At 56.5% G+C, this 15578-nt stretch carries 14 protein-coding genes; 8 read left to right on the top strand and 6 right to left on the bottom strand.

Going from position 1 to position 15578, the window contains the following annotated elements; genetic code table 11:
* Positions 1 to 109: 109 nt before the first annotated feature.
* Positions 110 to 925, bottom strand: coding sequence for a helix-turn-helix domain-containing protein (locus QVF11_RS14965; protein WP_287858020.1), 816 nt, complete (start codon positions 923 to 925; stop codon positions 110 to 112).
* Between the two features lie 253 nt (positions 926 to 1178).
* Between QVF11_RS14965 and QVF11_RS14960 the strand changes: the two genes are divergently transcribed.
* The 6 genes from QVF11_RS14960 to trmL all read left to right on the top strand — a co-directional run bounded on the left by QVF11_RS14960 (position 1179) and on the right by trmL (position 9187).
* Positions 1179 to 2579, top strand: coding sequence for an MFS transporter (locus QVF11_RS14960; RefSeq protein WP_112215944.1), 1401 nt, complete (start codon positions 1179 to 1181; stop codon positions 2577 to 2579).
* A gap of 10 nt (positions 2580 to 2589) precedes the next feature.
* Entirely contained in the window at positions 2590 to 4551 is a 1962-nt protein-coding gene (locus QVF11_RS14955; protein ID WP_287858018.1) for a glycoside hydrolase family 127 protein, read from the top strand.
* A gap of 389 nt (positions 4552 to 4940) precedes the next feature.
* Entirely contained in the window at positions 4941 to 6596 is a 1656-nt protein-coding gene (lldP, locus tag QVF11_RS14950; RefSeq protein WP_287858016.1) for an L-lactate permease, read from the top strand.
* A complete protein-coding gene (lldR, locus tag QVF11_RS14945) occupies positions 6593 to 7366 on the top strand; it encodes a transcriptional regulator LldR (RefSeq protein ID WP_112215941.1) in 774 nt (257 codons plus the stop codon). The genes lldP and lldR overlap by 4 nt, the downstream gene beginning before the upstream one ends.
* Complete coding sequence (gene lldD / locus QVF11_RS14940; RefSeq protein WP_112215940.1) at positions 7366 to 8550, top strand: FMN-dependent L-lactate dehydrogenase LldD; 1185 nt, start codon at positions 7366 to 7368, stop codon at positions 8548 to 8550. The genes lldR and lldD overlap by 1 nt, the downstream gene beginning before the upstream one ends.
* Before the next feature lie 163 nt (positions 8551 to 8713).
* Positions 8714 to 9187, top strand: a complete 474-nt coding sequence (gene trmL / locus QVF11_RS14935; RefSeq protein ID WP_287858014.1) for a tRNA (uridine(34)/cytosine(34)/5-carboxymethylaminomethyluridine(34)-2'-O)-methyltransferase TrmL — start codon at positions 8714 to 8716, stop codon at positions 9185 to 9187.
* 95 nt (positions 9188 to 9282) lie between these two features.
* On the opposite strand, the gene cysE is transcribed toward trmL, so the two are convergent.
* The 5 genes from cysE to QVF11_RS14910 all read right to left on the bottom strand — a co-directional run bounded on the left by cysE (position 9283) and on the right by QVF11_RS14910 (position 12505).
* Entirely contained in the window at positions 9283 to 10104 is an 822-nt protein-coding gene (gene cysE / locus QVF11_RS14930) for a serine O-acetyltransferase (RefSeq protein ID WP_004106845.1), read from the bottom strand.
* A gap of 80 nt (positions 10105 to 10184) precedes the next feature.
* Positions 10185 to 11201, bottom strand: a complete 1017-nt coding sequence (gene gpsA, locus QVF11_RS14925; RefSeq protein ID WP_112215938.1) for an NAD(P)H-dependent glycerol-3-phosphate dehydrogenase — start codon at positions 11199 to 11201, stop codon at positions 10185 to 10187.
* The gene (gene secB, locus QVF11_RS14920; RefSeq protein WP_110276985.1) at positions 11201 to 11668 is read right to left on the bottom strand and encodes a protein-export chaperone SecB; all 468 of its coding nucleotides are present in this window, start codon (positions 11666 to 11668) and stop codon (positions 11201 to 11203) included. The genes gpsA and secB overlap by 1 nt, the downstream gene beginning before the upstream one ends.
* Before the next feature lie 59 nt (positions 11669 to 11727).
* Positions 11728 to 11979, bottom strand: a complete 252-nt coding sequence (gene grxC, locus QVF11_RS14915; RefSeq protein ID WP_112215937.1) for a glutaredoxin 3 — start codon at positions 11977 to 11979, stop codon at positions 11728 to 11730.
* Between the two features lie 94 nt (positions 11980 to 12073).
* A complete protein-coding gene (locus QVF11_RS14910; RefSeq protein WP_112215936.1) occupies positions 12074 to 12505 on the bottom strand; it encodes a rhodanese-like domain-containing protein in 432 nt (143 codons plus the stop codon).
* 246 nt (positions 12506 to 12751) lie between these two features.
* Here QVF11_RS14910 and gpmM point away from each other — a divergent pair, with 246 nt between their 5' ends.
* Both gpmM and envC read left to right on the top strand, forming a co-directional pair.
* Positions 12752 to 14296: a 2,3-bisphosphoglycerate-independent phosphoglycerate mutase gene (gene gpmM, locus QVF11_RS14905; RefSeq protein ID WP_287858012.1), complete on the top strand. Its 1545-nt coding sequence runs from the start codon at positions 12752 to 12754 to the stop codon at positions 14294 to 14296.
* Between the two features lie 9 nt (positions 14297 to 14305).
* On the top strand, positions 14306 to 15577 hold the full coding sequence (envC, locus tag QVF11_RS14900) for a murein hydrolase activator EnvC (RefSeq protein WP_110276982.1): 1272 nt from the start codon (positions 14306 to 14308) through the stop codon (positions 15575 to 15577).
* The last annotated feature ends 1 nt before the right edge of the window (position 15578 follow it).

The raw sequence follows: 15578 nt of genomic DNA, 5'->3' as shown, positions 1-15578 counted from the left end.
ACCAAACCCGCAGAACGCTCGAACCTGTAGCCCGGGCAAGGCGCGTCAAGCGCCGCCCCCGGGATGAAGCCACGCCGATACATCAGGTCCGGCACACACTAGTTAAACCCTACGCCGAATTAATATGCTCTTTGCAGTAACGACGCTTCCACGCCGCCGGGGTCAGGCTGGTGTGCTTGCGGAATATCTTGCGAAAGTAGCCCACGTCGTTAAATCCACATTTCATCGCCACTTCAGTCAGCGATAGCGAATCGCTGATGAGCAGCTTTTCCGCTGCCCTTACCCGCTGGCGATGCAACGCTTCGGTTAACGTCAGTCGGAAAGCATGGCGATAAACGCGCCCCAGATAATCGGCGTTGCAGTGCAGTTCATGCGCCAGCGTTGAGGCGGAAATGGGCAGATGAAATTGGGTATGAATAATTTGCTGCGCTTTCCACGCCAGCGCATTGCCGGGGCTATCGGCGGGCTGCTCGCTGGCCGCCGCCGAAATTTGCTGCAAAATCAACAACATAATCAATTCCAGCGCCACGCTGCGATGAATATTTTCCTGTTCGCGTAAGAATTGCCGGAACAGCGAAATAATATACTGCGGCTCGCTGACTCGTGTGTGCTGCGGGATAGAAAGCAACGGTTCAGGTAGAGAGTCGCTTTCACCAGATGTCACTTCAAAATGCAGCCAATAAAACTTTAGGTCCGCCGGAAATTGCCCCACGCCAACATGTAAACGCTGCGGCCAGAGCAGTAAACTTTCCCCGGCATTGACGCTAAAAACTTCGCTCCCTTCGCGAATCGCTAATGTCCCTTTCTCAACAAATATTATTTCCCATGAGTGAAGCTGGCGCGCCGGATGGCTACCAATGCCGCGGGAAATAAACAGCCCGCCGTTCTGCACCTTAATCGGAAGAGACATGGATAATTCAAGCATAGATATTCAATTTTCCGCTTTTAGCATCATAAACAACCGCTCATTGTTATTGATTATTCACGATAAAATAGCGTTATGCCGGATCAAAATCACACTTTTACTATCAAGTCGGAATCGTCACCTTTTTATACTTTTCCCTTCCCTTGTTGCTCCTAATATTTAGTGCAGAATAAATAACGTACTTTGCAAATTACACAATAAAAACCCGCAACCAGGCGGGATATTCTCCGAACATCATCTCCGGGAGTTATTTATGACTTCGGCTCCGATTACGACAAGCGATTTGGCACAGCGTGCCCAGGACGACAAATTATCCCTCCGTGAAAAAATAGGTTACGGACTGGGCGATGCGGGTGGGACGGTTATTACCTGCCTGATCATGAACTTTTTAACTTTTTTCTATACCGATGTCTTCGGCCTGACGCCCGCGCTGGTCGGAACCATGTTCCTGGCCCTGCGCGTTTTTGATGCCATTTCCGACCCGATCATGGGAGTGCTGGCAGACCGTACCCAAAGCCGCTGGGGACGCTTTCGCCCCTGGCAGCTGTGGATCGCCGTACCTATCGGCGTGATTGGCGTCCTGACCTTCACCGTCCCTGATGCCAGCATGGGAGTAAAAATCGCCTGGGCGTTCGGAACCTATCTGCTGCTGTCGGTGAGCTACACCGCGATTAACGTACCGTACTGTGCGCTGATCAACACCATGACCACGCGCCACAGCGAGGTGATCTCGTGCCAGGCCTGGCGCTTCGTTCTGTGCGGCGTGGCGGGTTTTTTGGTCTCCGTTGGGCTACCGTGGCTGGTTACCGCGCTCGGTCAGGGCAACACTGCTCAAGGCTATCAGTATGGCGTCGGCGTACTGTGTGCTATTGCGGTGGTGATGTTCCTGTGCTGCTTCTTCTGGGTTCGCGAACGCGTCTCGCTGGACATGATGGGTAAATTTACCCTGCGCGAGCATATCGCCGGGCTGCGTAAAAACGACCAGTTGCTGCTGATGCTGGTGATGTCATTCCTGCTGATCAACGTCTTTAATATCCGCGGCGGCGGCTACATGTACTTCATCACCTACGTCCTTGAGGGGTCCACCGGCTACACCTCACTATTTTTCACCATGGTGACCTTCGCATCAATTGGCGGCTCTGTCATCATCAACCTGCTGTCGCGCCGCTTTGATACCGTCAAACTCTACTACTACACCAACCTGGTGCTGGCCGCGCTGGCCGTCGCGATGTGGTTTTTACCGACCGGCCCGGCATATCAGACCCTGTGGCTGATGGTGATCCTCGGCAACGGCATTATTCTTGGCTTCACCCTACCGCTGCACTTCTCGCTGATGGCATTTTCCGACGACTACGGCGAATGGAAAACCGGCGTGCGCTCTTCCGGGATGAACTTTGCTTTTAATCTGTTCTTTATCAAGCTGGCGTGGGCCTCTAGCGCCGGCATTATCAGCCTGATTTTTATCTACGTGGCCTATCAGCCGGGGGCTGGCAATCAGACCGCTCTGTCGCTGGCCGGGATCTCCTCCATGGAAACCCTGCTGCCCGCCCTGTTCCATCTGCTGCTGGCCTTCTCGATCCGCGCCTGCAAACTCAACAATCCGATGATGGCGCGCATTGCCACTGACCTGCGCACGCGTCACGTTCAGTCTTAAGGAGTCCGTCATGTCTGTTATGGAAGTCGATCTGCACAAACTGAAAATTAACGACCCGTTCCTCGGCCAGTACCAGCAACTGGTGCGCGATGTGGTGATCCCCTACCAGTGGGATGCGCTTAACGACCGCATCGACGAGGCGGATCCGAGCCATGCGATAGAGAACTTCCGCATCGCCGCCGGACTCCAGGAGGGGGAATTCTACGGCATGGTCTTTCAGGATAGCGACGTAGCGAAATGGCTGGAAGCCGTAGCCTGGTCGCTGTGCCAGAAGCCGGACGCCGAGCTGGAAAAGACCGCAGATGAGGTCATTGAACTGGTGGCCGCCGCCCAGTGCGAAGACGGCTATCTGAATACCTACTTCACGGTTAAAGCACCAGAGGAACGTTGGACCAACCTCGCCGAATGCCACGAACTGTACTGCGCCGGGCATATGATTGAAGCGGGCGTCGCCTTCTTCCAGGCCACTGGCAAGCGCCGCCTGCTGGAGGTGGTCTGCCGCCTGGCTGACCATATCGATAGCGTATTTGGCCCCGGAGAGAAGCAGCTGCACGGCTACCCTGGCCACCCGGAAATCGAGCTGGCGTTAATGCGCCTGTACGACGTAACGCAGGAGCCGCGCTACATGTCGCTGGTGAACTACTTCGTCGAGGAGCGCGGAACCCAGCCGCATTTTTACGATATCGAATATGAAAAACGCGGCCAAACCTCCTACTGGAACACCTACGGCCCGGCGTGGATGGTTAAAGATAAACCCTACAGTCAGGCGCATCAGCCGATTTCCGAGCAGCCGGTCGCCATCGGCCACGCAGTGCGCTTTGTCTATCTGATGACCGGCGTCGCTCATCTCGCCCGCTTAAGTCAGGACGAAGGCAAACGCCAGGACTGCCTGCGTTTATGGAACAATATGGCCCAGCGCCAGCTGTATATTACCGGCGGCATCGGTTCGCAGAGCAGCGGGGAGGCCTTCAGTAGCGACTACGACCTGCCAAACGACACGGTATACGCCGAAAGCTGCGCCTCTATCGGCCTGATGATGTTTGCCCGCCGAATGCTGGAAATGGAAGCCGATAGTCAGTACGCCGACGTGATGGAGCGCGCACTGTATAACACCGTCCTGGGCGGAATGGCGCTGGACGGCAAGCATTTCTTCTACGTCAATCCGCTGGAAGTGCATCCAAAGTCATTAAAATTCAACCATATTTATGACCATGTGAAGCCCATTCGTCAGCGCTGGTTCGGCTGCGCCTGCTGCCCGCCGAACATCGCCCGCGTGCTGACCTCGCTGGGCCACTATATCTACACGCCGCATGACGACGCGCTGTACATCAACCTGTATGTCGGCAACAGCGCGGAGATCCCGGTGGGCGATGAAACATTACGTCTGCGCATCAGCGGCAATTACCCGTGGCAGGAGCAGGTGAAAATCGCCATCGATTCATCCACCCCGATCAATCACACTCTGGCACTGCGTCTGCCGGATTGGTGCGATAAGCCGCAGGTGACGCTTAACGGCGTGGCGGTAGCGCAGGATGTACGTAAAGGCTATCTGCACATTAGCCATCGCTGGCAGGAGGGCGACACGCTGGTGTTAACGTTGCCGATGCCTGTACGGCGTATTTACGGCAACCCGCTGGTGCGTCATCAGGTGGGTCAGGTCGCCGTCCAGCGCGGCCCGCTGGTTTATTGCCTGGAACAGGCAGATAACGGCGAACAGCTGCATAACCTACAGCTGCCGCGCGATGCGCAGTTCAGCGCGTTTGAAGGCAAAGGGATTTTTGCTCACAAGACACTCCTCCAGGCTCCGGGCTATAAACAAGCGGCGGAAAATGCCGAAAACCAGGCGCTGTGGAATTACGACCGTGCCCCGTCCACCCGTCAGCAACAGACCCTGACCTTTATCCCGTGGTTTAGCTGGGCCAACCGCGGCGAAGGTGAAATGCGCATCTGGGTGAAAGAAGCGGACGAATAAGCACTACGCTGACCGGGCTCCCCTCTCACTGCCGTCTGAGAACGGGTAGCCCGGGTAAGGCGTACCAGCACCGCCTCCACTTTTCTCCCGGCTCGCACTGCGCTTAGCCGAGTTACTGGTTCACCGCCGCCTCCGGAACAGGCTATGTTTCAAATATCCCCTCTCTCTCCAAACAGATTGGTCCTACCAATTATTTGCTAAATCCCTCAGCGGTTCACATATCCATCATTTTTAGTCACATTAATATTGCCCATAAATAACATTTGATTAACTATTCGTTGTCGTTAATCCTACAATCGCAATTTGGCTGGGCCAATTTTACAAATGATGTGACCTTGCAAAGAGCATAAGACTCAGCATGACATCATGGCGGCCCGATGGAGACCTGCATGAACCTCTGGCAACAAAATTACGATCCGGCCGGTAATATCTGGCTATCGAGCCTCATCGCATCGCTACCAATTCTGTTTTTCTTTTTTGCCCTGATTAAGCTCAAGCTGAAGGGGTACGTCGCCGCCACCTGGACCGTGCTAATTGCGCTATCCGTCGCCCTGCTGTTCTACAAAATGCCGGTTGACCATGCGCTGGCTTCCGTCATTTACGGTTTCTTCTACGGCCTGTGGCCCATCGCGTGGATTATCATCGCCGCGGTGTTCGTCTATAAAATCTCGGTGAAAACCGGGCAGTTCGACATTATCCGTTCATCGATTTTGTCGATTACCCCGGACCAGCGCCTGCAAATGCTCATCGTCGGCTTCTCCTTTGGCGCGTTTCTTGAGGGAGCCGCTGGTTTTGGCGCTCCGGTCGCCATTACCGCTGCATTGCTGGTAGGACTTGGCTTTAATCCGCTGTATGCCGCTGGCCTGTGCCTGATTGTCAACACCGCACCGGTGGCGTTTGGCGCGATGGGCATTCCGATTCTGGTCGCCGGGCAGGTTACGGGGCTGGACAGCTTTGAAATCGGCCAGATGGTTGGCCGCCAGCTGCCGTTCCTGACCATCATCGTGTTGTTCTGGATCATGGCGATTATGGACGGCTGGCGCGGGATTAAAGAGACCTGGCCTGCGGTTATGGTCGCCGGTGGCTCCTTTGCTATCGCTCAGTACCTCAGCTCCAACTTCCTTGGCCCGGAACTGCCGGACATTATCTCTTCACTGGTATCGCTGGTCTGCCTGACGTTGTTCCTCAAACGCTGGCAGCCGGTACGCATCTTCCGATTCGGCGATATGGGCGCATCGCAGGTCGATATGACTCTGGCGCGCACTCGCTACACGGCGGGACAGGTTGTCCGCGCCTGGTCGCCGTTCCTGTTCCTGACCGCCACCGTGACCCTGTGGAGCGTGCCGCCGTTCAAAGCGCTGTTCGCTCCGGGCGGCGCAATGTACGACTTTGTCATTAATATTTCCGTGCCGTTCCTCGACAAGATGGTGGCCCGCATGCCGCCAGTGGTCAGCGAAGCCACGCCGTATGCCGCGGTCTATAAGTTCGACTGGCTCTCCGCCACCGGTACCGCCATTCTGTTCGCTGCCCTGCTTTCCATCGTCTGGCTGCGCATGAAGCCAAAAGACGCGATCTCGACCTTCGGCAGCACGCTGAAGGAACTGGCGCTGCCGATTTACTCCATCGGTATGGTGCTGGCGTTCGCCTTTATTTCCAACTATTCCGGGCTATCCTCAACTCTGGCCCTCGCGCTGGCGCACACGGGCCACGCGTTTACCTTCTTCTCACCGTTCCTCGGCTGGCTGGGGGTATTCCTTACCGGTTCGGATACATCGTCTAATGCACTGTTCGCCGCGCTACAGGCGACGGCGGCGCAACAGATTGGTGTCTCCGATATTCTGCTGGTTGCCGCGAACACCACCGGCGGCGTGACCGGAAAAATGATTTCGCCGCAGTCCATCGCCATCGCCTGTGCGGCAGTGGGCCTGGTGGGTAAGGAGTCCGACCTGTTCCGCTTTACCGTGAAACATAGCCTGATTTTCACCTGCATGGTCGGCGTCATCACCACGCTGCAGGCGTATGTCTTAACCTGGATGATTCCGTGATAGTGATGCCAAAACGCCTTGCCGACGACGTCGCCCGTCGCGTGCGGGCGCTGATTGAAGAACATAACCTGGAGGCGGGCATGCGATTGCCCGCCGAGCGCCAACTGGCAACCCAGCTTGGCGTATCGCGTAATTCGCTACGTGAAGCGCTGGCGATGTTGGTGAATGAGGGGGTGCTGCTCAGCCGTCGCGGCGGCGGCACCTTCGTGCGCTGGCAGCACGAGGCGTGGTCAGAGCAAAATATTGTTCAGCCGCTGAAAACGCTGCTTTCCGACGACCCCGATTACAGTTTCGATATTCTCGAAGCCCGTCACGCCATCGAAGCCAGCACGGCCTGGCATGCGGCGATGCGCGCAACCGACAGCGAAAAAGAGAAAATCCGCCTCTGCTTTGAAGCCACCCAGAGCGAAGACCCGGACCTGGCCTCGCAGGCCGACGTGCGTTTCCATCTGGCGATTGCCGAAGCCTCGCACAACGTGGTGCTGCTGCAAACCATGCGCGGCTTTTTCGACCTTTTACAATCCTCGGTCAAGGAGAGCCGCCAACGGATGTACCTCGTCCCGCCGGTCTTCGCTCGCCTGACTGAGCAGCACCAGGCGGTGATGGAGGCGATTATCGCCGGCGATCCCGAAGGTGCCAGACAGGCGATGATGGCCCACTTGGGCTTTGTCCACGCCACGATCAAACGTTTTGATGAAGACCAGGCCCGCCAGGCGCGAATTACCCGCCTGCCCGGTGACCATAACGACAATTCCAGGGAGAACTTGTGATGATTATTTCCGCCGCCAGCGACTATCGCGCCGCCGCACAGCGTATCCTGCCACCGTTCCTGTTCCACTATATCGACGGCGGCGCTTACGCCGAGCACACCCTGCGCCGCAACGTTGAAGACCTGTCCGATGTGGCCTTGCGCCAGCGGATACTGAAGAACATGTCAGATCTGAGTCTGGAAACCACGCTGTTTAACGAAAAGCTTTCAATGCCAACGGCGCTGGCCCCTGTCGGCCTGTGCGGAATGTACGCACGCCGCGGTGAAGTGCAGGCAGCAGGTGCGGCGGATGAGAAAGGCATTCCCTTTACGCTCTCCACCGTTTCCGTTTGCCCGATTGAGGAAGTCGCTCCGACCATCAAGCGCCCAATGTGGTTCCAGCTCTACGTCCTGCGCGATCGCGGTTTTATGCGCAACGCGCTGGAGCGCGCCAAAGCGGCGGGCTGTTCAACGCTGGTCTTTACCGTCGATATGCCGACACCCGGCGCGCGCTATCGCGATGCGCACTCCGGAATGAGCGGCCCGAACGCGGCGATGCGTCGCTACTGGCAGGCGATGACCCATCCGCAGTGGGCGTGGGACGTTGGTTTAAACGGCCGCCCGCACGATTTAGGCAATATCTCCGCCTACCTCGGCAAACCAACTGGCCTTGAAGATTACATTGGCTGGCTGGCGAATAACTTCGATCCGTCGATTTCCTGGAAAGACCTTGAGTGGATCCGTGAATTCTGGGATGGCCCGATGGTGATCAAGGGGATCCTCGACCCGGAAGATGCGCGCGACGCGGTACGTTTTGGCGCTGACGGGATCGTGGTCTCCAACCACGGCGGTCGCCAGCTTGATGGCGTGCTCTCCTCCGCCCGCGCCCTGCCCGCTATTGCCGACGCGGTGAAAGGCGATATCACTATCCTTGCCGACAGCGGTATTCGCAACGGCCTTGATGTGGTGCGCATGATTGCGCTGGGTGCGGATAGCGTGCTGCTGGGACGTGCCTATCTGTATGCGCTGGCGACCCACGGTAAGCAAGGGGTGGCAAATCTGCTGAACTTGATTGAGAAAGAGATGAAGGTGGCGATGACCCTGACCGGAGCGAAAACTATCGGTGAGATCAGCCGCGACTCTCTGGTGCAAAACGCCGATGCGCTGCGGACTTTTGATGTGATCAAGGCAGGGAATGCGGCGTAATCAGCGGCTGTTCCCCCTCATCCTGGCCCTCTCCCCAAAGGGGCGAGGGAAGCAATCCTCTGCGCTGAGCAGGCAGGTTTTCTCCCTCTCCCTTTCAGAGAGAGAGCGGAGTGAGGGTTCGCCAAATATCTGCTATTCTGCCCCCCGCAATTAAGGGGGCAGCATGCTTAACATCGTCTTATTCGAACCAGAAATCCCGCCGAACACCGGGAATATTATCCGCCTGTGCGCTAACACCGGCTTCAATCTGCATATCATCGAACCGATGGGCTTTGCCTGGGACGATAAACGTTTGCGTCGCGCCGGGCTGGACTACCACGAGTTCGCCGCCGTCCAGCGTCATGCCGATTACGCCGCATTTGTTGAAAGCGCAAAGCCGCAGCGTCTGTTCGCCCTGACCACCAAAGGTACCCCAGCCCATAGCGCGGTGAGCTATCAGGACGGTGATTTTTTGATGTTTGGCCCGGAAACCCGCGGACTGCCTGCCAGCATTCTCGATGCCCTGCCCGCAACGCAAAAAATCCGTATTCCGATGATGCCGGACAGCCGCAGCATGAACCTGTCAAACGCGGTGTCGGTGGTGGTGTATGAAGCCTGGCGCCAGCTGGGGTATCCGGGTGCCGTGCTGCGCAACTGAGTCCCGGAGGTGGCGCTAAGCGCCTGTCCGGGCTACCAGACAGCGCTCAATGTTGTAGCCCGGACAGATACGCAGCATCGCCTCCGGGTAATCAATCAAATTCCGTCGCCATACTCAAAAGTATGGTGTATCCCATTAAAATGCTGATCCATATCCATCGCGGGCTTATCGCTTTCCGGCTTGCCCACAATGCGGGCAGGAACGCCTGCGGCGGTGGTATGCGGCGGTACCGGTTGTAGCACTACCGAACCGGCGCCGATTTTTGCCCCGCGCCCAACTTCAATATTGCCAAGGATCTTCGCACCGGCGCCAATCATTACGCCTTCGCGAATTTTCGGGTGACGATCGCCGCTGGTTTTACCAGTACCGCCAAGGGTCACCGATTGCAGAATCGACACATCGTCTTCAATCACCGCCGTTTCACCGACGACAATGCCGGTGGCGTGGTCAAGCATGATCCCACGGCCAATCTTCGCTGCCGGGTGGATATCCACCTGGAACGAAACGGAAACTTGATTTTGCAGGAAGATTGCCAGCGCCCGACGCCCCTGGTTCCACAGCCAGTGGCCGATGCGATAAGCCTGCAGCGCGTGGAATCCTTTCAGATAGAGCAACGGAGTGGAGTATTTATCCACCGCCGGGTCGCGGGTGCGCACCGCCTGAATATCGCAGGCGGCGGAGGCAATCATTTCCGGGTCAGCGGCGTAGGCTTCTTCCACCACCTCACGAATAGCGATGGCGGGCATAATCGGGGAGGCCAGTTTGTTGGCCAGCATATAGCTCAGAGCGCTGCCGAGGTTTTCGTGCTTGAGTAGCGTGGCGTGATAAAAACTGGCGAGCATTGGCTCACAGTCAGCTAAAGCCCGAGCTTCGGCTTTAATATTATTCCAGACGATATCCAGTTCTTCACACGGCATTGCTGACTCCAGGCGATATAATAATGACCGGCCAGTTCTTTGCTGGCCGGGTCATTCAGGTGATCCAGGTTCCATCGCAGTTAGTTGCTACGCTCGTCCTTGCGTGCACGACCTAATAAGGTCAATGCTGCCTCGCGCGCAATTTTTCCGCAATACAATACCTGATAAATTTCCTCGGTTATTGGCATTTCAACGCCTAAACGCTGTGCCAGAACGCGAACTTCTTTGGTATTGCGGTAGCCTTCAACCACCTGACCAATCTTATCTTGCGCGCCTTGCACATCCATGCCCTGACCGAGCATCATGCCGAAGCGGCGGTTACGTGATTGGTTATCGGTACAGGTCAGCACCAGATCGCCAAGGCCCGCCATCCCCATAAAGGTTTCCGGATCGGCGCCAAGCGCTTCTCCGAGACGAGACATCTCAACTAATCCGCGCGTAATAAGCGCGGTACGGGCATTGGCGCCAAAGCCGATACCGTCAGACATCCCGGCGCCGATAGCGATAACGTTTTTCACCGCCCCGCCAAGCTGAACGCCGATGAAGTCTGGGTTGATATAGACGCGGAAGCTCTTGCCGCAGTGCAGCAGACTCTGCAGATCATCAGCAAACTGCGGGTCCGTAGACGCCAGCGAAATCGCCGTCGGCAGGCCTGCCGCCAGCTCCTTCGCGAAAGTTGGGCCGGAAATCACCGCCAGCGGGATATCGTCGCCCAGCGCTTCGCGCGCCACGTCCTGCAGCAGACGTCCGGTTTCCGCCTCGAGACCTTTTGTCGCCCAGACCAGACGCGCATCAGGGCGCATCAGCGGTTTAATTTGTCGCAAAACTCCGCCAAAGACGTGGCTCGGCACAACGACCAGGATATCGCGGCTGGCAGCCAGCGCGATCGCCAGATCGCTTTCCAGATGCAGCGTATCAGGGAAAGGGACGTCAGGGAGGAATGCAGCGTTGCAGCGATCGTGCTGCAGCGTCGCAATGTGTTTCGGGTCATGGCCCCACAGGACAACGTGGTGGCCATTTCTTGCCAGGGTAATGGCAAGAGCGGTGCCGTAAGAGCCGGCACCGATCACAGTCATTGCAGCGTTAAGCGCGTTCATCAGGCATCCTGATGTTGTTCAGCACCTTCGCCAGACTGCTGCTGCAGATAGTTCATAAACAGCGCATCGAAGTTCACTGGCGCAAGGTTCAGTTGCGGGAAGGTACCGCGAGAAACCAGGCTGGTGATGCACTCACGCGCGTACGGGAACAGAATGTTCGGGCAGTATGCGCCGAGGCAGTGCGCCATCTGGGTGCCGTCGATGCCTTCGATGGAGAAAATACCGCCCTGCTGTACTTCACACAGGAATGCAGTTTCTTCGCCAAGGGAAGCGGTTACGGTGACACGCAGCACCACTTCATACACGCCTTCAGCCAGCTGGCTGGAAGCAGTATCCAGATCAAGTTTAACTTCCGGCTGCCAATCTTTCTGGAAAACTTGCGGAGCGTTTGGCGCTTCGAAAGAAATATCCTTGGTGTAGATACGCTGGATCTGGAAAGTCATTTCGGTGCTGTTTTGTTCTGACATAGTAAAACCCTTTCGTGTTGTCCTTAAGTACGCCTGTCCAATGGGGATGGGCGCAAAAATTAGCGCAAGAGGGGATCGAGTCCACCACGTGAATCAAGCGCGTACAAGTCGTCACAGCCGCCAATGTGCTGCGCATCAATAAAAATCTGCGGAACCGTCGTCCGACCGCTGCGCTGAATCATCTCTTCACGCTTCGCAGCATTGCCATCGATTGGCAACTCGTTGAACGCCACGCCCTTGCTCTTCAGCAGCGCTTTCGCACGCACGCAGAACGGGCAGGTCGCTTTGGTATAGATATCAATATTGGCCATGACTTCACTCCTGTTTTTACCCCCGAGGGTTTTACGCCGCAGCATCATTCTTCCCTTGGGGGGAAACGCGCTGCGTCATAAAGACGCGGGTAAATTATTTACCGCGTACCAGCGGAAGATTCTCGCCGCTCCAGCCTGCGATGCCTTCTTTCAGTACGAAGACCTTTTCAAAACCGGCTTTGTTCAGCGCGCTGGCGGGTTCTTGTGCCTGCATACCGGAACCGTCTACCACTATAATGGGTTGTGCTTTGTGCTTTTCCAACTCACCGACGTTATTTGCTTTGATATCGGTCGGCAGCAGGTTAACAGAACCCGCAATATGGCCTTTACGGAAATCGTCACGCTGACGCAGGTCGACAACCACGGCATCTTCTTTGTTGATTAGGCGCGTCGCTTCACCGCGGGTGATGACTTTAACTTTCGACATCAGCCCTTTAAAGGTGGTGAACAGCACCGCCACCAGCAGCGCGACCCACGCGATGCTCAGGACGGGGTGACGGCCGATGAATTGCATAATTTCTTGCATGGGGGGTTACAACTCCCGACTAAGTGATAAAAAAAACCAGGGAAGGAGTATACCTGTGCATTGCAGCAAATACAGCCAGTGAGCGCGATGTAATGTATTTTCTGCGGCCCGTCACGAAAAAAAAGCACTCTCAGCGGAATGATGCCGTCTGGCCGCTCCCTTTCTTTGATCTTTTACGGTGATTTGATCGATTCAGCTGTAGTAAAATTACGCAAATTTTCTGTCTTTGAGCATGAGGTTGTCGCAATGTCGGTTTCTAAAAAACCTATGGTACTGGTGATTCTGGATGGCTACGGCTACCGCGAAGACCAGCAGGATAACGCTATTTACAGCGCTAAAACCCCCGTTATGGATGCATTGTGGGCGAAGCGTCCGCATACCCTGATTGATGCTTCCGGCCTGGAAGTGGGTCTTCCGGATCGTCAAATGGGTAACTCCGAAGTGGGCCACGTCAACCTTGGCGCAGGCCGTATCGTGTACCAGGACCTGACCCGTCTGGACGTTGAAATTAAAGAACGCACCTTCTTCGCCAACCCGGTGCTGACCGCAGCGGTTGATAAAGCCGTTGCCGCGGGCAAAGCTGTGCATATCATGGGTCTGATGTCTCCGGGCGGCGTTCACAGCCACGAAGATCACATCCTGGCGATGGTTGAACTGGCCGCTGAGCGCGGTGCAGAAAAAATCTACCTGCACGCTTTCCTCGACGGCCGTGATACCCCGCCGCGCAGCGCTGAAAAGACGCTGGTTCGTTTCGAAGACAAATTTGCCGCACTGGGCAAAGGCCGTGTCGCCTCAATCATTGGTCGCTACTACGCCATGGACCGCGACAACCGTTGGGATCGCGTTGAACACGCTTACGACCTGATGACCCAGGCAAAAGGCGAGTTCCAGGCGGATACCGCCGTTGCTGGCCTGCAGGCCGCTTACGCTCGCGATGAAAACGATGAGTTCGTAAAAGCGACCGTTATCCGCGCCGAAGGCCAGGCCGATGCCGCCATGGAAGACGGCGACGCGCTGATTTTCATGAACTTCCGTGCCGACCGCGCCCGTGAAATCACCCGTGCCTTCGTCAACGCCGATTTCGACGGCTTTGCGCGTAAGAAAGTCGTTAACCTCGATTTCGTGATGCTGACCGAATACGCCGCCGATATCAAAGTTGCTTGTGCTTACCCACCGGCCTCGCTGGCGAACACCTTCGGCGAGTGGATGGCGAAAAACGACAAAACCCAGTTGCGTATCTCCGAAACTGAGAAATATGCGCACGTGACCTTCTTCTTTAACGGCGGCGTTGAAGAGCCGTTCAAAGGCGAAGACCGCATTCTGATCAACTCGCCGAAAGTCGCGACCTACGATCTGCAGCCGGAAATGAGCTCCGCTGAGCTGACTGAAAAACTGGTTGCTGCTATCACCGGCGGTCAGTACGACACCATCATCTGTAACTACCCGAATGGCGATATGGTTGGCCACACCGGAGTGATGGAAGCGGCAGTCAAAGCGGTTGAAACTCTGGATCACTGCATCGATCAGGTGACCAAAGCCGTTGAATCCGTCGGCGGTCAGCTGCTGATCACCGCAGACCACGGCAACGCCGAGCAGATGCGTGACCCGGCCACTGGCCAGGCTCACACCGCTCACACCAACCTGCCGGTTCCGCTGATTTACGTTGGCGATAAAAACGTGAAAGTCGCTAACGGCGGTAAACTTTCTGACATCGCGCCAACCATGCTGACGCTGATGGGAATGGAAATCCCGCAAGAGATGACTGGCAAGCCGCTGTTCATCGTGGAATAATCCTTCCCCATGAGGGGAAAGGCGACTTATTCAAATACATGGATCGCAACGGCAGTTCGGTCCGTCCTGTACGCCAGCGCGCTTAGCGCTGGCGTATTGCTGTGCGCCGCATCTGCCCACGCCGATGACCGCGACCAGCTGAAATCTATTCAGGCCGATATCGCCGCCAAACAGCGGGCGATTAAACAACAGCAGCAGCAGCGCTCTTCCCTGCTCGACCAGCTTAGAGCACAGGAAGAAGCCATCTCCGCCGCCGCGCGTCAACTGCGTGAAACCCAGAACACCCTGAACCAGCTGAATAAGCAGATCGACGAAATGAACGCCGCGCTCGCTAAGCTGGAACGTCAGCGTGCGTCGCAGGAACGCAATCTCTCTGCACAGCTTGATGCTGCATTTCGTCAAGGGCCGCATACCGGCATCCAGATGATCCTTAGCGGTGAGGAGGGGCAGCGTAATCAGCGTCTCCAGGCCTATTTTGGTTATCTGAACCAGGCACGTCAGGAAACCATCGCCCAGCTCAAGCAGACCCGCGAAGACGTGGCGGTGCAAAAAACCATGCTGGAAGAGAAACAAAGCCAGCAGCAAACTCTGGTTTACGAACAACGCGCCCAGCAAAACAAGCTGGAACAGGCGCGTAACGAGCGTAAAAAGACCCTCGCCAGCCTTGAATCCTCTATTCAGAAAGGCCAGCAGCAACTAAGCGAATTACGGGCTAACGAATCGCGCCTACGTGGTCGTATCGCCCAGGCGGAAGCGGCAGCTAAAGCGCGCGCGGAGCGTGAAGCCCGCGAGGCGCAAAGCGTTCGCGATCGCCAGCAGGAAGCCTCGCGCAAAGGTACCACCTACAAACCCACCGAGAGCGAACGCTCGCTGATCTCCCGAACCGGCGGTCTTGGCGCACCTCGCGGCCAGGCATTCTGGCCAGTACGCGGATCAATTCTCCATCGCTATGGCGAACAGCTGCAAGGTGAACTACGTTGGAAAGGGATGGTTATCGCTGCGTCTGAAGGCACCGAGGTCAAAGCTGTTGCCGATGGTCGGGTTATTCTCGCCGATTGGCTGCAGGGTTATGGCCTGGTGGTAGTCGTTGAACACGGCAAAGGCGACATGAGTCTTTACGGCTATAACCAAAGCGCGCTGGTCAGCGTCGGCACTCAGGTCCGGGCGGGCCAGCCGATTGCTCTCGTAGGCAGCAGCGGCGGTCAGGGCCGTCCGTCGCTCTATTTCGAAATTCGCCGCCAGGGTCAGGCGGTCAATCCACAGCCGTGGTTGGGAAGATAAG

Origin of the sequence: Klebsiella sp. (assembly GCF_027492335.1) — a bacterium.
GTDB classification, from domain to species: Bacteria; Pseudomonadota; Gammaproteobacteria; order Enterobacterales; family Enterobacteriaceae; genus Klebsiella; species Klebsiella huaxiensis.
This window is presented reverse-complemented; position numbering and strand designations above follow the sequence as displayed.